Genomic DNA, 21,721 nt, shown 5'->3' on the forward strand with positions numbered 1-21,721 from the left:
TTGGCTACAGTATTGATGGAAACAACTGAATATCCCAGTTCTGCCATTTCAGCATTGAAACTTGCTGGACCATCACCACAGCCAAGAATTTTCTTGTTTAGGTCTGTTTCAGATAGATTAAACATGAGCTTATACTCTTGTAGTGTTCTACCCCAAGGCACAACTTCATTTAATTTCATAATTTTTCTGATTTAGTGATTGATAAGCTAGACCACAGATACCAACAAGCGATAGTGCGGTAGGGTTTCCAATTTTCTCCTAATTTTTCTACAGTTGGTTTATTAGGAATTTCTGGTAGACTATAAAGGCGATGGATAGCATTACGAATACCCAAGTCATCTACAGGTAAAACATCCCAACGATGTAATCTAAACATCAGCAACATCTGTGCTGTCCAACGTCCAATCCCCTTGACTTCAGTTAAGGTTTTGATGATATTTTCATCATCCATTAACAGCAAATCATCTATGGTGGGTAATTTATCAAATCGTTGTGCTAAGTCTTTCAGATATGAAATCTTAGGACGAGAAATGCCAACTTCTCGCAAAACATCGTCTGGGGTGTTGAGAATATCCCTGGGGGTTAAAACAGTGTAAAGTTGTAAAAATCTCTGGTGAATAGCTGTTGCTGCTTTACCTGATAATTGTTGGTAAATTATTGACCGACAAAGTGAAGATAATAAATCCCCTGTTTGCTGGACTTGATTGAGTTTACACTCCCCGACCTGTTCTATTAACTCGGCTAAAATTGGATCTGCTTGTTTTAATGTGTCAATAGCAACTGCGTAATTCATGAAAATTTGAAGTCATCCACTCTGATTGGTTAATTGGTTATAATTCCCACATCTGTGCAAAAATTTAACAACCGTTCCCCTTCGTTTTCAACGTCTTATGCTCTCCAAAGGAAAGCATATACAGCAAAATTCAGGAGTTAGTCCTATGGCTATAGCTTGCATGACGACGTAGGAGTCATACGCTACGCAGCACACGTCCAAGTTTTCAATCTCACCCTTTTAAGGGTGAAGGGTGGGTTTCACTGTTAAGAGTTCCCTGTTCCCTCTGACTTCTTGACAGACTACTAGCTTTGTACTTCGTTTACCTGCAATAGTAAGTTTTTTGTGTTGCGCCCCGTTATCCTTATAATTACTAAAAAGAAAAATCAACCATGCCAAAAAACTGGATTATTAAAGTAGACAATTATTTCTATGCTAACCCCGATTGCATTATCGCTACTGCCCATGTAGATACATTCCCTACAGACTTACCTCTAGAACCAAACATCAGAGAACCAAACCGCAAAAGTTCAACATACAGGCAAATCTTTGACTCTCTCACTACCGAACCACAGAAATTCTTCGAGCGTCACAGTGGTATAGTTCTGTGTGCCAATAAAGTTAAACCCAGTAAGGATAAAAAACAACTGGAACTAGAGGTTTTAGAAGCTGCTGAGGGTGGTAACGATGGTATTATTAATGGTGGACACACTGTTTTAGCGTTTGATAGTGCTAAAAATTACAAGTATGACCTGAGCGTAGCACGGGTCAAAATTACTATCCACGTTGGATTAGAAGAAACTGAAGCTAAAGATATAGCTTTAGCATCAAATACTACATCACCTGTTGATTCTCGCTCTAAGGTCAATGCTAGGGGAGATTATGACTTTATCAAAAGTTATTTAGCCCAGTTAGAACTCAAAGAAAGTAGAAAATTTAGAGTAGCTTATTACCAGAACCAAAGCGGTGTTCCTAAAAATACCCATTGCAATGTTACCCATTTGTTCAAGTTACTAAACTGCTTGGATAGAAATAGATACAATCCTGAAGGTAATACGAGAAGTAAGCACCCGGCTGTTAGCAATACTCCTAGTCAACTTTCTGATGCTGAGAGGGAAAGATTAATTAAACTACTGCCTCTGCTTACTAAAGCTATGTGGATAGAACAAAGGCTGTATGAAATTATTCAAGAATATATCAGCAAACCAAAAAGAAAAGGGATCAATGATTTAGCATCTATTGATATGCGGAAAAATACTCTACTGGCTGACAGTAAATATTCTTTTGGGTTTGGTGCGCCTGGAGATTTGGCGTTACCAATAGTTGCGTCTTACAGGGTATTTCTAGATAAAGATTATAACTGGATTGTGCCTTTTGAGGATTTGGCTGAAGATTTTCTTCAACAGTTGTGGGGTACTTATTTTCGGAAGTATTTAATTTCCGAGAAAATTGCTGGTAATACGGTGGGTGCGAAAATCTGTCGTAATCAAGAAATTTGGGATAGTTTGTATATTTTTGCTCAAAGTTATCTGAATCAGCTTTTGGTGAAGATGGTTAATTCTGCTAAACGTGAGGAGTTGACGTTAAAATAGTTAGGAGCAGAACTCAGTATTTATTATCCTTATCGCCTTGGGAGTAATTTAGATTTTAACAAATCAATCAATAAAACTTTCAACAATATGGGTAATTTTGCTACCAGGGGAGTAGGTTGTCCTTGTTAATAAGGATAATTTTCTCATTAACAACAGACCAAAACCCTAGTGGAGCAGTATTGGAATTCATGGGATATTTTATTGGAAGTCTCTTAAATTTCGTAATACCAAATATCCTCTTGTCGTACGATAATTCGATGCAGAGAAAGTCTATCAATTAATCTCTCCTGTTCCAATTGTCCTAGTATACGAGTGATAGTCACACGGGTAGAACTGATCAGTGCTGCTAAATCTTCATGAGTCAGACGCATATCAATTAAACGCCCTTTCTCTACTTCTGAGCCAAACTTTTTTGATAGCCACGCCAATAGTTGAATCAGCATAGCCTCCACTTTTTTATGGCTGCGAATCACCATTAATTCTTCCGCTTGTTGGATGTGATAAAGCAAAGTCTGTGTGAGTTGATGGCAATCATCCACAGCTAAAACAGTCGCGGCTACTTTGGTTAAACATTCCATCCGATAGGGCTTCATTGTCGATAGAAGTTCACCAACCACATCCCCTGGACCCCATAATCCCAAAGCTACTATAGTGCCGTCTTCTAGATAAGTGTATGTCATAACAAAGCCGCTTTCTATTTGCCACAGAGCATTTTTTTGAATCGGCAATAGCGATCGCCTGGTGAAATGCTTTTGAGTATTGTTAGTAGATGATTGAGTAAGACTTGTGTATAATGACATCAGCCTATATATTACAAATTTCCGATATACTAACCGTAGTATACATGATTCTCGATCTAAAAAGCATTGCTCTTGCCAGATAGATAAGGATAATTCCCACGAAATATTAAGCAATTTTGAGAATCTTGTACATAAACACCACAAATCCGATAGAGTTATGGTATTTTACTGATTGTAGGTGTGGCACTATCACATCTGACACCTAAAAGCAAAATAATTTCGGTTAAAAGCCGATAACTCTATCAATGTACAGTAGTATTCTGAATACAGATTTGAATAGTCAAAACTACGCTCTTCTGGATCTTTCTGCGAAAGTGGAATACGCGCTCCTAGCACTGTTAGAACTAGCCAGCCATCACGATAAAAAAGTGCCTCTGACTATGAACGAGATTGCGGCCAAGCAACCCATACCAGAACGCTATCTCGAACAAATTCTCACTCAACTGCGGCGTGCGGGTTTGGTACAGAGTCAACGTGGCTCTAAAGGAGGTTTTTTGTTAATGCGCGAACCTTGGCAAATTACTTTGCTAGAAATTGTCACCTTGGTAGAAGGTGAACGGAAAGAGAAAGAAAGTGCTGAGACTCCAACGATAGAAAAGACTTTGGTTCTAGAAATCTGGGAGCAAGCTAACGCGGCTTCAATTGAGGTGTTACGTAGCTATACACTCCAAGATTTACGCCAGGAAACAGAGACTCGCGCCCAAAATAATCCCATGTATTACATTTAGTCATCAAGAGGTAAAGCCATGCGAATAGCGAAAAATATCACCGAGTTAGTAGGTAAAACGCCTTTAGTACAGTTAAACAAGATTCCTCAAAGTTCAGGAGCATTAGCGCAGATTGTTGTCAAACTAGAAAGTATGAATCCTGCGGCTTCTGTTAAGGACAGAATTGGCGTGAGTATGATTCAAGCAGCAGAGGAACAAGGCTTAATTATTCCTGGTAAAACTACTTTAGTTGAGCCAACTTCTGGAAATACAGGAATTGCTTTAGCGATGGTTGCAGCGGCTAAAAACTACCGTCTGATTTTAACAATGCCAGATACAATGAGTCAGGAAAGAAGACTCATGCTAAAAGCTTATGGGGCGCAATTAGAGTTAACACCAGGGGTTGAGGGAATGCGGGGAGCGATCGCACGAGCCACAGAAATCGTCGCCATCACCCCCAACTCCTATATGTTGCAACAATTCAGCAATCCTGCTAACCCGGAAATTCACGCCCGCACCACCGCTGAGGAAATTTGGGATGATACAGATGGGGAAGTGGACATTCTCGTGTCAGGAGTAGGAACTGGAGGAACAATTACGGGTGTATCCCAAGTAATTAAACAACGCAAACCCAGCTTTCAAGCAGTAGCAGTTGAACCAGTAACCAGTCCAGTGTTAGCAGGAGGAAAAGCAGGCCCACACAAGATTCAGGGGATAGGCCCTGGTTTTGTTCCCGCTATCTATCGAACAGAACTCGTTGATGAAATTATTCAAGTCTCAGATGATCAAGCAATTATCTACAGTCGTCGGTTAGCAAAAGAAGAAGGACTGCTATCAGGAATCTCTGCTGGTGCGGCTTTATATGCAGCACTGGAACTGGCCAAGCGTCCAGAAAATGCAGATAAATTGATAGTTATGGTGCAACCTAGCTTTGGTGAACGCTACCTCAGCACCTCATTATTTAAAGATGCTGATGAGAATGAATGGTTAATTAAAGTTTGAAGCTTTAATCATTTGTGATAGTAACAATTACTTCCTCCTCTTTTTCATCTTGGTTACCATCATTTTTTTTCAGCAAAACCCACAAGCAAACACAACTACCAAGGAGTTTTAGCGGACTTAAAGCTTGACTTTTCCATACAATCACAGCCCCTAAACCCATCAGCACAAACGGCACAAGATAATTACCATAATTGGTAAAAAAATCAGCTACTTTTTTCTGATGGGTTAATTGATATGCTAAATAACACAAAACTGCTAAAAGGATAAAAAATAAACCGATAATTATTAAAAAACTCTCTAAGGTAATGCTGGAAAATAACGGTATATAAATGCTAATATTATCACTACCATTAGCAACCGTTATAGCTGCCACGGTGTAAATTTGTGGGGTTAAAAAATTATTGTTTATTAATGTAACAGATGGTCTTATCTCTTCTGAAATATCAGCTAATTGTTCCGGTTCTCTATTCACTAAGCTACTAATACCAATACCTATAGGAATTAAACCTAGTAAACCAATCCATGCTTGAGGCAGAATCAGTCCACCTAATAAACCGGGTAAACTGAAGATGACGAGAATAGTAAAACCTAAATATTGACCCATAACAATTTGCCAAGGTCGAAAATTTTCTTTTACTTGAGAAAAAAACACCAATAAAATCACAATATCATCAATATTAGTAGCGCTAAAGGCAACTACCCCTGTGAGTATTGGAGTAATAATATTGCTCATTTACATATCCCTGGATTTTGCAGATAAATATTTTACTACAGCCATTTTCAGATCAAGGACTTCTAATTTTAAAAATCTAAAATTTGTAGTGCGTTATGAACGCATCATTAATACTGGATAAGAATGGTATCGTACTTTTGGCTAACACTCCATAGGTCTAGCTTTATTTACAATCATTCCATATTCTTTAAAAGATTTTAGAGGAATATCAGGAAGATTAATCAGCAGATCATCCCATGTATTGTAAGCTTCTAAAGCTTCTACTACTAGTTCAAGCGGTTCAGCGAAAATGTTTTGAAAGTCGGCTTCTTCGGGAAATTGAATTTTAAAAGCTAATTGCTCTTTTGGGGGAATAAATTGAGCATTAACACTTTGACGGTTTCCTCTAGCATCAACACGATACCAACCTATTTTCGGTAAATATATTGCATTGAATCCATGCAAGCTATAAGGTTCACCATTATCATTAATGCTCAATCTCTGATAGCAAAAACCTGATGGAATTCCATTAGCTCTAAGCAGTGCTACTAATAAATGACTTTTCGCATAGCAATAACCTGTTTTGTATTGAAGTACATCTGAAGCTTTACAGGTAACAGGATTCATTTGATAGTCGTAGCTATGACGAATTTCATCCCGTACCCATTCAAAACAAGCCTGAGCAGTTTCCTCCAAAGTTTGATATTGTGAACCAATTTTTCGCGCCAGTTCCATAACTAAAGGATGCTGCAAATCAATAATTTTACTAGATTGCAGATATTCTTCCATATGTCAATCTTTTTAAAATGAATAGTATTTAGAATACATGAATTTTGAGCTTTTAGTGTAATAGTCAGTTAAAAAATATTTTTATATGCAATTAAAGAATTAAAATTTGGTATGTTGATAAATTGTAGATTATAAAATTTCACCATGAGTAGGCTTGCTACCGCTTTTACAGAAGGGATAATTGCCTTTGCTGCCACTAATATTGACGATATCATTATTCTGTTACTATTTTTTTCGCAGATAGATAGAAATTTTCGCCGTAGACATATTTTTATCGGTCGATACATTGGCTTTTCAGCTATTATTATCCTCAGCTTACCAGGTTTCTTTGGTGGTTTAGTCATCCAGCGAGAATGGATTGGGTTACTAGGACTATTACCAATTGCTATTGGGATCAAGCAATTAATAAATCGGGAAGAAGAAAGTACAGAAGTTCAGACAGTCAATATTGAGTTTGCCGAGTCATCACAGTCTAAAACTGCATCTTCTTTTTTATTGAGTATTCTCCATCCAAACACTTATAAAGTTGCAGCTATAACACTTGCTAATGGCGGTGATAATATTAGTATTTATATGCCTTTATTTGCAGGTCAAAATATTGTTGGTTTAGGCATAATTTTGGCAGTATTTTTTGTCATGGTAGGTATTTGGTATAGCATTGCTTATTTATTAAACCGTCAATCTACTATTAGTAATATTTTAAGTCGCTATGGTAAGGCTATTGTTCCTTTTGTGTTAATTGGTTTGGGTTTATTTATTATGTACGAACGAGGTAGTTTTGATTTATTGACTTTTAAGAAAAATTAAAAAGCAGAGGTCTGCGGAGGTAGTTATGCTTGTGCAACTAGTTTCCAACTTACCATCATTAAGATGCTATAAATAATAAATTTTAGTGGACGTTGAGGGGTGATCTCGCAAAGTTTTGCACCAATGAGAACTCCTGGAACAGAACCTATCCAAATAGGTATGACCAGACTCCAATCAACAGTTCCTAATGTCAAATGTCCTAGGGATGTAAATATTAATAAAATCGCTGCTTGAGTAATATCTGTACCCACTAATTTGCGTGCATCTAACCGAAAAAATGCTATCAGAGTTAAGGCAAACATAGACCCTGATGAGACACTTGTTATACCCACACAAAAACCTAAAATTGCACCAATAAGTACGGTGAGAAAACGTCCTTGATTAGTTTTTAAATTTAATTTTGGCAGTTCGGGTAAATTGACTTTAGGAAAAAATGTCATTAACAACATTTGGACTAATGCTGTTAATGTAACTATCAAAATCATGACTCCCAGTAACCGCAGCAAGAGGCTATCTATGTTATGTTCTCCACTTTGTCTGAGTTGGTGTAAAACTCCTACACCTAGCAATGAACCGGAAACACTACCTATTGCCAGCCATTTGACTACTTCTAAATCAAGAGTTTTTTGTTGCCAGTGTTTGACCCCACCTACTACTTTCATTAATGTGGCAGCAACCACATCTGAACTGATAGCAATAGAGGGTGGTACTTGAAAAACAAAAATTAACATGGGAGTGATCAGAGATGCACCGCCTATTCCTGTTAAACCGACGACAATGCCAATAAAAAAACTGTAAACTGGTAGTAATAAGTAGTCCATATTCCTATTTGGTAGTTGTTTTTAGCGGTGATGTGTAAAAGTTGAGCATGATTATAAATCTGGTGAATAAACTGTCATCCTTTCTAAAGGATGAGTTTTACTCTTGATGAAAATACAGGTGGTTATTTTTTTAACTTAGCATAAAGTCCGTTATTCCGATTGACTTACTGTATTTTAATATTAAAATTGTTAAAAGTCCAGTGTCAATGTCTGTAAACTTATCTTCTTTTCTGTGATTCTCTTGTCGAGGATAGAGAATCATAGGATCAAAAATCTAGAACAATACAAACTACAGTTGTGTAGGATTGTATTGCTGATTAAATTAAATTAAGTAGTCAACTAAAAAAAATATGATATGGCTGATGGTTTAATATAATTTCTGGCTAATTGATGATCCAACAACTCTCTGTTGGTTTGCATCAAAGTATTCAAGCAGACATAATATAAATTAGGCTTGTAGTTATAAATAAACCAAAGATGTTTAAGGATAGACGCAAGTCACCGCTTAATTTTCTGAAAAACCTCCTGCTTTCTCATTGGCGTTCTTTGTTGCTGATGTTAATGGGTGTGTATTTACCTTTGCAGGTTGTAGAAATACTAGCGGTGAAGATTTGGCAAAGTGAAGACGGTTTTCCTTGGGATGTGCCAATTTTGTGGGCAATTCACTCTACGGCTAATCCGCAACTGGATATTTTCGCCGTAGTGTTGACTAAATGGGGGTCATTCTGGACTGCGTTACCTGTGTTAAGTGCGATCGCTATTCTATTATTACGCGATCGCAGATGGAGAACTTTTGCTTACTTACTCACTACGGCTTTGGGAACTCTCCTTATCAACCGCACAGCCAAAGAATTTATGCACCGAGTGCGTCCCCAGTTATGGATATCAAAAGCACCTGAATTTGATTATGCCTTTCCCAGTGGTCATGCGATGACAAGTATGACATTGGTAGCAATTTTAGTCATTTTAACTTGGTATCGTCCTTGGCGCTGGTTAGTTCTAACTATTGGTAGTTTGTACCTCTTAGCCATTGCTTGGACGCGTCTTTATCTTGGAGTTCACTTCCCCAGCGATATTCTCGCCGGTTGGATGGTTGCATTAGCTTGGGCTATTGGTGTCAGTTTCATTATCAAGCCTAATTTGTATAAAGTCACCGCTACTAATAGCAACATACAAACTGAAACAACTCTACTTCCTGAAGAAAAACAATTAACCACGTCAAAATTAAAATGAGACTATCCAGATCCCTTACTTCTTGAAAAAGTAGGGGATCTAGTATCAATTCTATATACCTTCTGTTCCCTGTTGCCTTTTTAAGCTTTTTTAGTAGGTGCGTTAGTAACTCTTGCATCTACAATTGCTTGGGAAACATTAGGAATAAACCAGTTAATTTTATCAGGTTTGAGAATTTGTGTCCCCGCTTGACTAAACTCAATTGTACCTGTATCTGGATTGGTTTTTAACACTAATTTAGTGCCATTAGGAACTTTAATGACAATACCACCAGTTAATACTTGGTTTTGTCCATCTGATGCTAAAGCTACAGCTTGAACATCAGCGGGTAGATATATTCCTTTGCAATTCCATCTGTCTTTTGTCGTTTGAATATCACCTAAAAAATATAATGCTGCTCCATTTGAGTAATCATCTTCTTCCAAATTTGGTTCTGGACCATATATGGCTAGAGTTTTTCCTGTTTGATTACTGCATTGTCCCCAATCAATTCCTGACTCAAAGGCGATTTTTTGAAACTCTAATTCACTGATTTCTTGGTCAATTTGCTCTGGTGTATAGCCTTCAGGCGGAGTTTGTGTAGCTTTAGCAGTTTCTAACTGATGCAGTTGTTGAGTTAGTGCTATGTAATCAGGATTTTTCTTATATCGTGGCGGATCTGCTAATGCAGATTCAGAAAATAATAGACTGATACAGCATATTGCAATCATCAGTATGTATTTCAAACTTTTCATGGCAGTAATTCCTGGCTTAATAATAAGCTTATCCCTGTGAGCAGAAGTAGCAAACAATTTGAAAGAACGTCAAAAATTATTTTTCTGACCAAAATAAAACTACAAAGTCATAATTATTTTTACTCACCAAACAATGAGCAATTTCAAATTACCATCATTAATTCAGATTTGCAACAATATCATTCTTATTGTTAAAATACCCAGTATTTTAGTTGATTTATGTATTTACTGAGTCAATATTCCCAGCCTTTTCAACGGTTCTAGTCATATATCAATCTAAAATCCTCATAACGAAGTAGTGTATTTTTTTAGACTATTAATAATTAATTTCTAAATATTTTTTTATACAAATCAATTCGCACAAACTCCGATGAACTTTTGAGGATTTATCAATGATCAATAAAATTTCTAAAAAATAATACTAAACACTTGCATAATATAAATACATCAGGTAGTATTTGATTTGTTCGATAAAATACAACTAATGATAGTAACTGTAATTAATAGATATGGGGGTTATCCATGAATAACAGTTGCAGCTTATTATTAGAGAGAGTTTTGCAAACAAATTACAAATAATTGAATCGGCGAGCCTAGAATGTATCACTAAAATTATCCATAGCTTAATAGAGATGCAGAATTTAAGGCTGTCTAATAGGCTTGACAGCATCCACACAAAAAGAAGATTTTACATTTCTATTAACCATAGTTATTTATCAGACAAACATTAAAATCTCCCCATCATCTATCTATATATGCGTCATTTCAAATTAGAGAAACATGAAAGTGAGTAAAGAAATATCTTCCCATCAAAGTATTCATGGATTACGGGCAAATTGCCTTTCTTTTTCCGAAGTATTAGCGCAATCATTTGCTGTAATTGCACCCACAACTATTCCAGCATCTAATATTGGCTTAATTGTGGCACTTTCAGGAAATGGTACTTGGCTAAGTTTTGTGATTGGGTTGGTTGGGCTATTGTTAGTCAGCATTAACATTAACCAATTTGCTAGTCGTTCCGCGTCTCCTGGTTCCCTCTATTCCTACATCACCCAAGGTTTAGGAGCAACAGCAGGAGTAATTTGCGGTTGGAGTTTAGTGCTGGCTTATTTATTTACGGGAATGTCTGTTCTGTGCGGATTTGCTAATTTTAGTGGAATGCTGATTGGTCATTTGGGTATTCATCCTTCTAGCATTACACTTTTAGCTATTGGTGCTGGTATTTCCTGGTATGCAGCTTATAAAGATATCCAACTTTCGGCTGTAGCTATGCTTTGGCTAGAAGGTGCTTCCTTAGTTTTAATAATTATCTTGTGCATGATCATTTGGGCGCACAAAGGTTTTGCTGTGGATATGTCCCAAATCACCCTTTCTGGTGTGACTCCTGGTAGTGTAGCCACAGGGCTGGTATTGGTAATGTTTGGTTTTTCCGGCTTTGAAAGTGCTACTAGCTTAGGTGATGAAGCCAAAAAGCCATTACGCACCATACCCAGGGCTGTGATGGGTAGTGTCGTCCTTGCAGGATTATTTTTCGTTTCCACAACCTATATAGAAATTCTTGGTTTTCAAGGTACTGGAATCTCTATTACTGACACCGAAGAACCTTTGGGTTTCCTTTCCCGACAAGCAGGAGTTGGCTTTTTAGGAGAATTAGTGGCTTTAGGGGCGTTGTTTAGTTTTTTTGCTTGCATTCTTGGCAGTATTAATCCTGCGGCTAGAGTAGCTTTTTTGATGGCTCGTCATGGTTTGTTTCACGCCTCTTTAGGTAACGCCCACGCAGCTAATAGAACACCTCATGTTGCGATAACAATGTGTTCACTATTGACATTTTTTATTCCAGCGATGATGTCCTTCTTTGATATCAAATTATTTGAGTGTATGGGCTATTTAGGAGCTATTTGCAGTTATGGATTTTTAACTGTCTATATTCTAATTTCCGTAGCGGCTCCAGTCTATTTATACAAAATTAGAAAACTCCAACCGATAGATGTGGTGTTTGCAGTTTTAGCTGTGGCGTTTATGATGATTCCCGTTTTAGGGAGTGTAGGGATTCCTGGTAGTAATCTGTTTCCAGTACCGGAAGCTCCTTATAATACTTTTCCTTATTTGTTCTTGTTGTATCTTTTTGCTACTTGTAGTTGGTTTTTCATCAAAAAACAGCGTTCTCCTCTTTTAGTAGCAGGAATACGTCAAAGAGTTGATGATATTCATGCCCGGTTCGCAGAAAGAAATAACTATTAAGGGGTGGTAATGGGTAATTGGTAATTGGAAAAAATCAAACTATAAAATCTAAAATCGCTATGAGTATAGTAACTGCAATTAGTACCGGAACAATGGCTTTTAGTGCCACGAACATTGATGATTTAGTCATTTTGACCTTATTTTTCTCTCAGGTAAATGCTAAATTTCGCCGTTGGCACATTATTATCGGTCAGTATCTGGGTTTCACTGCCTTGATTTTGGCTAGTTTGCCTGGTTTTTTTGGCGGTTTAATCTTACCCCGTCCTTGGATTGGCTTATTTGGTTTAGTCCCAATCATAATTGGGATCAAGAGTTTAATTAATCCAGAAGGGGATGAATCCGAGGATGTGGAGACAGATACAGAAGTCTCAGAGCGATTGCCTCCGGCACTGCACTCTGTGCGATTCCTACGGAGCGCTTCGCTATCGCACTTAGCGAAGTTTTTCAATTTGCAAACTTATAGTGTGGCAGCTGTGACATTTGCCAATGGAACGGATAACATTAGTATTTATGTGCCGATATTTGCCAGCAGTAATTGGGAAAGCCTACTAGTAATTTTGGGTGTTTTCTTTCTCCTGGTAGGAGTGTTGTGTTACATAGCACATAAATTAACTCACAACCAAGCTATTGCTCATCTCTTCACTAAATATGGTAATCGTTTCATGCCCTTTATCTTAATAGGATTAGGTGCTTTTATTTTCATCGACAGTAATAGTTTTAGCCTCCTCAATCTTATTCATAAATAAACTCTTTGCTTATGTTTACATCCTGCTGACTAAAATTATTTAGGCATCATAAATATAAATTAAAAAAGAGGAATTTAAATTGAGCATACTAGCATTTTCTTTACTAGTTTGGCTGGGATCATTTAGTGCCGGCTTAGTCGGAGCATTAACAGGGTTAGGTGGTGGAGTCGTCATAGTTCCATTACTAACTTCTGTCTTTGGTGTTGATATTCGCTACGCCGTTGGTGCATCATTAGTATCAGTCATTGCCACATCCTTAGGTTCAGCCTCTACATATATTAAAAAAGGCTACGCTAATCTGCGTTTGGGAATGTTTTTAGAAGTAGCCACCACCACAGGCGCTCTCATCGGTGCTTTAATTGCCACTCATGTAACTGTAAAAATACTTTCATTGATTCTGGCAATTGTACTAATTTATTCAGCATATCTATCTCAACGACCCAGAGCAGAACAAACAGAAATTATTTCACCAGATCCCTTAGCAGAATATCTCCAGCTTAATGGTACTTACCCTACTTCTGATGGTGTAATCCCTTACCAAGTTCATGCTTTACCTGCTGGGTTTAGTATTATGTTAGTAGCAGGAGTGCTTTCTGGGCTGTTGGGGATTGGTTCAGGAGCATTCAAAGTATTGGCGATGGATCAAGCCATGCGTCTTCCTTTTAAGGTTTCTACTACCACCAGTAATTTCATGATTGGCGTAACAGCCGCCGCTTCAGCAGGTGTTTATTTAACAAAGGGATACATAGATCCAGGTTTATCTATGCCAGTCATGTTGGGAGTGTTGCCAGGTGCTTTTTTGGGAGCCAGAATCTTAATTGGTGCTAAAACCCAAATTCTCAGAATTATTTTCAGTTTTGTATTGGTAGTAATGGCGTTAAAAATGGTCTATAACAGTCTAATAGGAGGGCTGTAATTATGTATAAATTAAATTCTGGTTTTAGGTGGACTTGCACAACACAGATAGAAACAAAAGTTGGAACTTTCACTTTTGAATTAGAGGAGCGAGATTCTGATATTCAAGAGTTAAAAGAACAGCGTTTCAATCATGCAGCACAAATAAGTCATCATGATGAAAATGTGAGTAATCAAAAACTTACAAAATCAACAAGTGAAAAACAATTAGAATATTTACTCAGTAACCTCCTTAAGTATGGAGTTTTAATCGCTAGTTCTGTAGTATTATTCGGTGGAATATTGTACTTAATCCATCATGGCTCTGAACCTGCTGAATATCAAGTATTTTTAGGCACACCATCAGAGTTTCGCTCCCCAACAGGTGTAGTAAATGCGGTTTTAGCAGGTAGCAGACGAGGAATTATTCAACTAGGACTGTTACTACTCATTGCTATCCCTATTTTACGTGTGTTTATTTCTTTCTTCACTTTTCTTGTACAGCGAAATTTTATCTATGTCATCATTACATTATTAGTCCTTGCTAGTCTGACTTACAGCCTAATTGGAGCATATTACTAATTTGAAAAACTCTAGTTCTCAACTTGGATGAGGTTTATTATGACAATCGCTATACTATTGCTAAAAGCTGGACATTTTCTCGCTTTCCAAGTTAAACTACATTAAGTCGATAGAATTAGTGTGTTTTTATGAGTATCCTCCAAACAGAAAGTCCAGAAGTCAGTGTCAGTTGTGAAAATGCAACAATACCTCCAGCACATTCCAGTATCAATATTTGGAAGAAACTAAGAGGTGGATTCTTGCTAGTACTGGGATACTTGCTTTCTCCCCTATGTTGGTGGAATGATTTATTATTCAATTTACCAATTGCTTACTTTTTTGGGTATTTATGTAGTTTATTATCGCCCAAATTACTTTTTCCCTGTACTATTCTTGGCTACTGGTTATCAAATATTATAGGCATTCTGTTGATGCAATTTGGTTCAGTAGATATGTTTCAACAAGAAGACAAAGAACGTAATCTGAAAAAAGACTTATTTCACGGTCTAATTTCTTCAACTGTATATACATTAGTGATTGTACTTTTAATTCAATTGAAGATTATTGATACTCCTGTTTTATTTGCTAATGGGTAATTTAGTACTCGTGCAAAATAAATTGCCTAATTGGGTACGGGAATAAGGAACGGGCAACAGCGAAAGAATACAGCGATTTCATGTGTATTCAAAAATGTCTAAATAATTTTGTTTAAGTAGTTCCTAAAATTTGTTTTCTATGATCTCATCAAATTTAATGTTCACCGACTGTAATTAACTCCTGAATATTTCCAAGCTTCAGATTATCTTTACCTATAATTAATGGCAGCTTCCCATTCCATTTTTCTATAGCTTGCCTTTGTAGTAATTGGGGTGTCAAAATGTTTCTGAGTAAGCTTTGAGCTTCTGCTTCACCTTTAGCTAAATTAACTTTAGTTTCTGCTTCTTTTACTGCTTTTAAGGCAATAAATTCTGCCCGCTTTGCTTCCTGAGCCGCAATTTGTTTTGATTCTACAGCTTCTCTAAATTTGTCAGAAAAGCGAATATGAACTAAAAATATATCATCAAAAGCTATGTTGTAGCTCCCTAGTTTAGCGGTTAATGCGTGATCCAATTCTATCTTAACATTGGCACGTTTTGTAATTACTTCTTCAGCCGTATATTGGGCGATAACTGATTTTAATACCTCTTCAATTGCTGGATTAATAATGCTTTCAATAACATTAGTCGTATCACCAATTTGTTGAAAAATAGTGTTGGCTTTATCTGGAAGAATATGCCAATTAAGAGCTACATCAATAAAAACATTCTGTAAATCTTTAGAAGCAGCCTCAGCCGATATTTCCTGCTGTTGAATTCTGATACTGATTTTTTTAACTGTATTGACGACAGGAATAATTAAATGGATTCCTTCTCCTAATATTTGTTCTTGGACGTGACCAAATTGCATTAATACACCGCGTTCACCCGCATTAACTATTACAAAAGGTGTGAGTAAGAGGGTGAGTAAACATAGTAAAGCAGTCAGTTTACCAGCATTGTTAAAAGTGTTATGTTTTTTCATCCCTATGGCATGATCTAATCTCTGAGATAGGCTTTTTTATCACTTTTTTCTAAAAATCCTCCTAAACATCGAATTAATTGGCTGATTAATAACCTGCATTTTTATCTACTATATTACGTAAAGGTAGCCCTTGACGATAGCGGGTTAGATTATCAAGAAACAGGGCAAGCGATCGCTCTTTAGCCCTGGGAGAATGACCAGAACAGTGAGGTGTGATAAAAAGGTTAGGTAATAACCATAAAGGACTCTCTGCTGGTAATGGTTCTGTAAATACTGTATCTAAAGCTGCCCCAGCAATCCATCCTTCCTGTAAAGCCTGGGTAAGTGCTGATTCATCAACAATTGGTCCTCGTGCAATATTAATCAAATAGGCATCGGGGCGAAATAAACGCAAAGTTTCCACATCAATCATTCCCTTTGTTTCTGGCGTTAAAGGTGTAGCAATAACAATAAAATTGGCTTCTGGAAGTAATTCTTTCCACTCATTAGCACCTACCACGCGGTCAAAATTTGGTAATGGTTTTGGGTGACGAGAACTACCAAAAATACGCATTCCAAAAGCCTTAGCACGAACAGCAATTTCTTGACCAATTCCACCTGCACCGATAATTAATAAAGTTTTATCTAGTAGTTCTTGAAATTGCCAGCCTCTTTGCCAATTATGTTCAGCTTGTAGCTTATATAATGTTGGTAATTGCTTACTGTAAGAAAGTAAATAAGCAATTACAAATTCGGCAATGGGAATAGCATGAATCCCTGCACCATTGGTTAAAATTAAATCTCTTTCTAAATATTTTGGTGTCAAAATATGATTTACACCTGCATTTGGAGCATGATGCCAATGTAATGAAGGAGCAGCATCTAACACTCGATGTAAAGTTGTAGGTTTGAGATAAAACCAACTATAGTAAACTTCAGCATCTGTCGCATCATCATCTAAATTGCCATCACCATCTACACGGACTACAATAGTAGTCTCAGGTAAATGAGGTTCAATTTCGCTAGTAATTTCTATTGGTAAAATGAGTTTCATGGCTAGTAAATCTCTGAGAGTTTATTTCATTTTTTTAACAATTGATATGTTGAATCTTGTTTAGCTGTAGTTGTGAGAGATTTTCCCCAGCCAATATTTTTCCGATAGCTGCCTAAAAGTTTAGCTTCTTCTAATGATTGTTCGTTTATCCCTGCTAAAGGTTCTACATCCGGTGCAACATATAGCGCATCTACTGGACAGTACAATTCACACATAAAACAGGTTTGACAGTCGCTTTGTCTGGCAATTATCGGCGGTGCATTTGGTACTTGGTCAAAAACATTTGTCGGGCAAACTTTGACACAGATATTACATTCAATGCACCGTGATTCACTAACTAATTCAATCATAATAAAAAACCACCAAAATTAATATTAAAGTAGGTTGGGTTAAGCGACAGCGCAACCCAACAAAAGTTTTGATAATGTTGGGTTTCCTTCCGTCAAACGCGATGGCTCCCCAACCTACGATTTACACAGTTACCAGTTCTTTTGGTTTTACTTCCTGAATAGGTGTAGTTTTCACCCAAACTTGATCCAAACCACCACTAATTAAATGATGTTGTTGGTTAGCATCCTGTTGTGGATAATCTAAATGTTTGTGCATTCCGCGAGTTTCCCTGCGTTCCAAGGCGCTGCTGTACATCCATCTGGCTGTTGCTACCATTGCGGCTGCTTCTCTGGTGCGAACAATATTGCTATCATCTGCAACCTCGCTGTTGCGAATTTTATGCCAAAGGAAATGCAATCTTTGCAATGATTCGGTCAAACCTTGTTCATTACGGAAATAGTTGCGATCATAAGGGAAAACTTCTGCTTGAGTAGCTTTAATTATTTCTTCACTGTTGGTTTGACGCTGACTACCAGATATAAATCCTGTTCCACCTACAGCTTGAACTGGTCTTTGGTTGGCTTGCACACCTAAATCACGGGAGTATGTAGCCGCAGATTGTCCTGCCCAATACCCTGAAGATAGCGCCCAAGCTGCATTATGACTACCACCACCAGTAAAACCACCACAAATTAATTCTCTTGTTGCGGCATCACCAGCGGCATAAAGTCCACGTACAGAAGTTGTACAAGTATAATCAGTAATTCTAATGCCACCTGTACCACGAACAGTTCCTTCTAAACGCAGAGTCACAGGGAAACGTTGAGTAAAGGGATCAATACCTGCACGATCAAAAGGTAGGAAAAAATTGGGTTGAGATAACCGCATTGTCACTCGCATTTCTGCTGATGCTTTATCTATAATTGCGTAAACAGGCTGAGTTAGCAAAGTTTCAGCAATGACAGAACGTCCTTTTTGTGAACCAGCACCGGGAATAGGTGTCCCATCTTCGTAGGTGAATGTCGCCCAATTATAGAATAAGGTTTTGGTTACAGAAGAAAAAGCAGGTGCGATCGCATAGGCATTGGAAAACTCCATTCCCGACATATCAGCACCCGCTTCAGCTGCCATCAGGTATCCATCCCCTGTTAGCACATTGCATCCCAGGGCTTTACTCAAGAAAGCACAGCCTCCGGTGGCAATGATCACTGAATGCGATCGCACAATCCACTTTTTCCCAGTCTGACGGTTAACTCCTGTCGCCCCAGCTACAGCCCCTTCTGCATCTACCAATAGCTGTAAAGCCGGACTGTGGTCTAAAATTTTCACCCCTGCCCGTTTTACTTGCGATCGCATCAACCGCATATATTCTGGGCCTTGCAGACTGCGCCGATAGGGTCTACCCTCCTCGTCTACAGGAAAAGGATAACCCCAATCAGCTAGTTGATTGACGTTCGCATAAGTTTGATCCAGCACCCGTTGCATCCATTCACGGCTGGATAAGAAACCCCCTAAAGCTTCTCTAGAAGCCATCGCCGCTTCTCTACTGTCCTGTTCTGGTGGCACATACCACACACCATTACCCGCAGCCGCAGCACAACCACTAGTGCCACAATAGCCTTTATCTACCAAAACCACCTTTGCACCAGCATTAGCCGCACTCCAGGCTGACCAAGTGCCAGCCGGTCCACCACCAATTACTAATACATCAGCTAATAAGGTTTGATCAACATCGCTATCCTGCGAAAATAATTGTTTCTGAGTCATCGAAATTCCTCTTTTTTGTAAAGTTGATATTTTCTGAACTAACAATACAAACTGACTTTTAATTCTGTCACCTGCTATAACTTAAACTCCAGGTGTACTTCCACCATCAACCAGAATTTCTGCACCAGTGATAGAAGAGGCTAAATCAGAAACTAAAAATAAAGCTAGGGCAGCAATTTCTTCAGGTTTAGCTACTTTTCCTAAAGGTATTGATTCGACTGCCTGTGCTTTGTATTCTTCCACACTAATACCCAAGCTTTGAGCATTTTGTTCTGCTAAAGTTTTGGCTCTTTCTGTGTCTGTTAAACCTGGAGAAATGGCATTAATTCTAATATTGTTTTGGGCTAATTCTTTAGAAATCCCCCGTGTAAAGTTAAGCAAGGCAGCATTTGTTGTTCCTCCTGGTAGGAAGTTAGGGCGGGGTGTCCGTCCAGCACCACCAATAATATTAACAATGCGCCCATCCCGCTGATTTTTCAAATAGGGGACAACGGCTCTAACTAAACGAATATAGCCTAATAGTTTTAAATTCCAAGCGTCTAAAAAAGCTTCATCACTCAATTCTAAAAATGACCCGGCACGGGCTGAACCAGCATTATTAATTAAGATATCAATTTTGCCAAATTTTGCAATTGTTGTAGAGACAACTTTCTCAACATCTTCTGCTTTAGTTAAATCAGCACTAATGCCAATAATTTTAGTCCCAGTTGTGGGTAAAGATTGAATATCAAAAACTGCTTGTTCTAATCTTTCTTGATTGCGGGCTGCAATAACTATATTTACACCTTCACCATACAAAGCTTTGGCTGTAGCCAACCCAATTCCGGCACTACCACCCGTAACAATAGCAGTTTTACCCGATAGATTTAGTTCTAAACTCATAACAAATTACACCCCAATAGGCTTTACTGTGAGAAATCCGGGAAAATAGATGTGAAAAGCTAACCTTGCCTAGCTGCAAACTTTTCTAACAAGAATTGCTTCAGATGGGGCTGCTCTAAATTAATACCTAGTTCCGTTGCTTTTTGTGCAATTTCCTCATAAGTTAAACCTGCTTGAATTGCATCAGCAATCAAGGCTATTCCCCCGGCTCTTGCACCACCAGCACAGTGAATTAAAATTGGTTTAGGTAAATGATCAATTTCTAGAATTGCCTCTGCTGTTAGCTGTTGATTTGGTTCTTTAGGATTTAATGGAACATTTACATATTCCAATCCCACAATTTCTGCTTGTTGCTTTTCATCATGGAAAAAACCATTTTCATCAGGATCACGTAAATTCAAAACTGATTTAAAACCCTCAATTGCTAATTTTCGTAATTCCTCAGCAGAAATTTGTCCAGCGATACTCAAATCATCATTAACCTTTTTTACGTCACTCATTTTTATTCCTCTTGGTGTGAGACAAAATTAATAAATAGATGCCAAAACCTTATCTGCTGCGGCTCGAAATGCAGTTGCAGCCCCAGCACTCATATCTCTTGGCGCACAAATCCTATTTCTCACATAAGCCAGCGTAATAGCTCCTGTAGCAGCGATAATAGGATCTATACTTTCCTTACCACCAGTTCTTCCCCCCGGTAATAGTTGACCATTACCATTAATGAGATAATCAGCTAATAATCGCAGATGAAAATCCACAGCTTCTTGGATTATTGAAATATCACCTAAAGATTGCACTCCAGAATTTTTTAGAATATCGCCAATAGCAACTTCCCGATTATCACTTAATCTTTCCGCAGCTTCTGCTCGATATTCAATAAACTCAGCATCAGTTAAATCTAAAGGTAAGGGATTACCTATAGGTTGTACGCCAAATCTGCGCCGTAGCAGTAAATTATTAGTAATATTATCTGACTTAACTCTTTGGTAAGCAGGACGTTGACTAAGTGCTACAAACCAAGCATTTATTAGAGGAAAACGAGGATTTCCCTTAATGTGATATCCCTTATACACTGGTAAATTAGCTGCCAATCTATCTAAATGGGGACTATACATAATATCTACCAAACTAAATGTTGAGAGAAAGTAAGCACCTGGATATTTACCCAAAATTTGCTCAATTTCATCTAATTTAGCTTCAAATTCTGCCTGTAAATTTGCTAATTTATTCGCATCCTCTGGAGGTTGGCGCAAGAATTTATAGGCAATATCTCGAAACCCATTGATTTCAGCATCCTCTACCCATTGCCTAGCAACAGCATTTTCTTCGGTATTTTCAGGTAATAAAGTTTCGCCAAAGTGATCTTCCAATTCTAAGAGAATGTCTTTAGATTCATAAACTAACTTACCTTCAATATATGCTGCGGGAACGAGGGTGGTAGGAACTAAATCGGTATACCATTTAGGCTTATTGCTTAAATCAATAAATTCGGTTTCAAAGGGGATTTCTTTTTCTTCTAAAGCAAACCAAACCCGTTCGCAGAAAGGACACCAAGAGTTACTATCACGATATAACAATACTAGTGGTTTTGTATTTGGGGGAAGTTTATGTAAACTGCTAGGAACAGGTACAGTAGAAGGAGCTTGCCCTGGTCTTTTTGCGCGACGTGCGGGGGTATGTTGTCGAGCAGTTTCTAATAGTTTTTCCCAACTAGATATAGTATTTAAGAGTGACATTT

General features: G+C 37.8%; 23 protein-coding genes and 1 pseudogene. 10 read left to right on the forward strand and 14 right to left on the reverse strand.

What is annotated here, in order from left to right; all coding sequences use genetic code 11:
- Window positions 1-5: 5 nt before the first annotated feature.
- Together AC012T_RS26495 and AC012T_RS26500 are read right to left on the reverse strand one after the other, a co-directional pair.
- Window positions 6-179: pseudogene (locus AC012T_RS26495) on the reverse strand (SAM-dependent methyltransferase); the annotation flags it as partial.
- Window positions 176-793, reverse strand: coding sequence for a DNA-3-methyladenine glycosylase family protein (locus AC012T_RS26500; protein WP_487067137.1), 618 nt, complete (start codon window positions 791-793; stop codon window positions 176-178). The pseudogene AC012T_RS26495 and the gene AC012T_RS26500, both read right to left, overlap by 4 nt.
- A 371-nt stretch (window positions 794-1,164) precedes the next feature.
- Between AC012T_RS26500 and AC012T_RS26505 the strand changes: the two genes are divergently transcribed.
- The gene (locus AC012T_RS26505) at window positions 1,165-2,364 is read left to right on the forward strand and encodes an AIPR family protein (RefSeq protein WP_487067139.1); all 1,200 of its coding nucleotides are present in this window, start codon (window positions 1,165-1,167) and stop codon (window positions 2,362-2,364) included.
- 212 nt (window positions 2,365-2,576) lie between these two features.
- On the opposite strand, the gene AC012T_RS26510 is transcribed toward AC012T_RS26505, so the two are convergent.
- Window positions 2,577-3,164: a Crp/Fnr family transcriptional regulator gene (locus AC012T_RS26510; protein ID WP_487067141.1), complete on the reverse strand. Its 588-nt coding sequence runs from the start codon at window positions 3,162-3,164 to the stop codon at window positions 2,577-2,579.
- A 245-nt stretch (window positions 3,165-3,409) separates the two neighbouring features.
- Here AC012T_RS26510 and AC012T_RS26515 point away from each other — a divergent pair, with 245 nt between their 5' ends.
- Both AC012T_RS26515 and cysK read left to right on the forward strand, forming a co-directional pair.
- Window positions 3,410-3,892 (forward strand): RrF2 family transcriptional regulator, encoded by a 483-nt coding sequence (locus AC012T_RS26515; RefSeq protein WP_487067143.1) that lies wholly within the window; start codon window positions 3,410-3,412, stop codon window positions 3,890-3,892.
- 18 nt (window positions 3,893-3,910) lie between these two features.
- A complete protein-coding gene (gene cysK, locus AC012T_RS26520) occupies window positions 3,911-4,873 on the forward strand; it encodes a cysteine synthase A (protein ID WP_487067145.1) in 963 nt (320 codons plus the stop codon).
- Between the two features lie 4 nt (window positions 4,874-4,877).
- Here the strand turns inward: cysK and AC012T_RS26525 are convergent, their stop codons facing one another.
- Window positions 4,878-5,606 (reverse strand): cadmium resistance transporter, encoded by a 729-nt coding sequence (locus AC012T_RS26525; protein WP_487067147.1) that lies wholly within the window; start codon window positions 5,604-5,606, stop codon window positions 4,878-4,880.
- A 141-nt stretch (window positions 5,607-5,747) separates the two neighbouring features.
- Entirely contained in the window at window positions 5,748-6,374 is a 627-nt protein-coding gene (locus AC012T_RS26530; RefSeq protein ID WP_487067149.1) for a transglutaminase-like domain-containing protein, read from the reverse strand.
- Window positions 6,375-6,518: 144 nt separating this feature from the next.
- Here AC012T_RS26530 and AC012T_RS26535 point away from each other — a divergent pair, with 144 nt between their 5' ends.
- Window positions 6,519-7,181 (forward strand): cadmium resistance transporter, encoded by a 663-nt coding sequence (locus AC012T_RS26535; protein WP_487067151.1) that lies wholly within the window; start codon window positions 6,519-6,521, stop codon window positions 7,179-7,181.
- 23 nt (window positions 7,182-7,204) lie between these two features.
- On the opposite strand, the gene AC012T_RS26540 is transcribed toward AC012T_RS26535, so the two are convergent.
- Window positions 7,205-8,002, reverse strand: a complete 798-nt coding sequence (locus AC012T_RS26540; RefSeq protein WP_487066832.1) for a sulfite exporter TauE/SafE family protein — start codon at window positions 8,000-8,002, stop codon at window positions 7,205-7,207.
- Window positions 8,003-8,479: 477 nt separating this feature from the next.
- On the opposite strand from AC012T_RS26540, the gene AC012T_RS26545 reads away from it, so the two are divergent.
- Window positions 8,480-9,235 (forward strand): phosphatase PAP2 family protein, encoded by a 756-nt coding sequence (locus AC012T_RS26545; RefSeq protein ID WP_487066834.1) that lies wholly within the window; start codon window positions 8,480-8,482, stop codon window positions 9,233-9,235.
- Between the two features lie 80 nt (window positions 9,236-9,315).
- On the opposite strand, the gene AC012T_RS26550 is transcribed toward AC012T_RS26545, so the two are convergent.
- Window positions 9,316-9,969 (reverse strand): hypothetical protein, encoded by a 654-nt coding sequence (locus AC012T_RS26550; protein ID WP_487066836.1) that lies wholly within the window; start codon window positions 9,967-9,969, stop codon window positions 9,316-9,318.
- A gap of 780 nt (window positions 9,970-10,749) precedes the next feature.
- Between AC012T_RS26550 and AC012T_RS26555 the strand changes: the two genes are divergently transcribed.
- The 5 genes from AC012T_RS26555 (at window position 10,750) to AC012T_RS26575 (ending at window position 15,007) form a co-directional block, all read left to right on the forward strand.
- A complete protein-coding gene (locus tag AC012T_RS26555; protein ID WP_487066838.1) occupies window positions 10,750-12,210 on the forward strand; it encodes an APC family permease in 1,461 nt (486 codons plus the stop codon).
- Between the two features lie 59 nt (window positions 12,211-12,269).
- Window positions 12,270-12,956, forward strand: coding sequence for a cadmium resistance transporter (locus tag AC012T_RS26560; RefSeq protein ID WP_487066840.1), 687 nt, complete (start codon window positions 12,270-12,272; stop codon window positions 12,954-12,956).
- A gap of 79 nt (window positions 12,957-13,035) precedes the next feature.
- Window positions 13,036-13,872 (forward strand): sulfite exporter TauE/SafE family protein, encoded by an 837-nt coding sequence (locus AC012T_RS26565; RefSeq protein WP_487066842.1) that lies wholly within the window; start codon window positions 13,036-13,038, stop codon window positions 13,870-13,872.
- Window positions 13,873-13,874: 2 nt separating this feature from the next.
- A complete protein-coding gene (locus tag AC012T_RS26570) occupies window positions 13,875-14,432 on the forward strand; it encodes a DUF1634 domain-containing protein (RefSeq protein ID WP_487066844.1) in 558 nt (185 codons plus the stop codon).
- A 128-nt stretch (window positions 14,433-14,560) separates the two neighbouring features.
- A complete protein-coding gene (locus AC012T_RS26575) occupies window positions 14,561-15,007 on the forward strand; it encodes a DUF7980 family protein (protein ID WP_487066846.1) in 447 nt (148 codons plus the stop codon).
- A 154-nt stretch (window positions 15,008-15,161) separates the two neighbouring features.
- On the opposite strand, the gene AC012T_RS26580 is transcribed toward AC012T_RS26575, so the two are convergent.
- The 7 genes from AC012T_RS26580 to AC012T_RS26610 form a co-directional block, all read right to left on the reverse strand.
- On the reverse strand, window positions 15,162-15,971 hold the full coding sequence (locus AC012T_RS26580; protein ID WP_487066848.1) for a prohibitin family protein: 810 nt from the start codon (window positions 15,969-15,971) through the stop codon (window positions 15,162-15,164).
- 85 nt (window positions 15,972-16,056) lie between these two features.
- Window positions 16,057-17,004 carry a D-2-hydroxyacid dehydrogenase gene (locus AC012T_RS26585; RefSeq protein WP_487066850.1) on the reverse strand — a complete coding sequence of 316 codons (948 nt, stop codon included), beginning with the start codon at window positions 17,002-17,004 and terminating at the stop codon, window positions 16,057-16,059.
- 26 nt (window positions 17,005-17,030) lie between these two features.
- Complete coding sequence (locus AC012T_RS26590) at window positions 17,031-17,354, reverse strand: 4Fe-4S binding protein (protein WP_487066852.1); 324 nt, start codon at window positions 17,352-17,354, stop codon at window positions 17,031-17,033.
- A gap of 121 nt (window positions 17,355-17,475) precedes the next feature.
- Entirely contained in the window at window positions 17,476-19,101 is a 1,626-nt protein-coding gene (locus AC012T_RS26595) for an FAD-dependent oxidoreductase (RefSeq protein ID WP_487066854.1), read from the reverse strand.
- Window positions 19,102-19,182: 81 nt separating this feature from the next.
- Window positions 19,183-19,983, reverse strand: coding sequence for an SDR family oxidoreductase (locus AC012T_RS26600; protein ID WP_487066856.1), 801 nt, complete (start codon window positions 19,981-19,983; stop codon window positions 19,183-19,185).
- A 59-nt stretch (window positions 19,984-20,042) separates the two neighbouring features.
- A complete protein-coding gene (locus AC012T_RS26605) occupies window positions 20,043-20,483 on the reverse strand; it encodes a protein tyrosine phosphatase family protein (protein ID WP_487066858.1) in 441 nt (146 codons plus the stop codon).
- 27 nt (window positions 20,484-20,510) lie between these two features.
- Window positions 20,511-21,719, reverse strand: a complete 1,209-nt coding sequence (locus tag AC012T_RS26610; protein WP_487066860.1) for a glutathione S-transferase family protein — start codon at window positions 21,717-21,719, stop codon at window positions 20,511-20,513.
- Between the last annotated feature and the right edge of the window lie 2 nt (window positions 21,720-21,721).

Source organism: Anabaena sp. EIM26 (assembly GCF_057568715.1).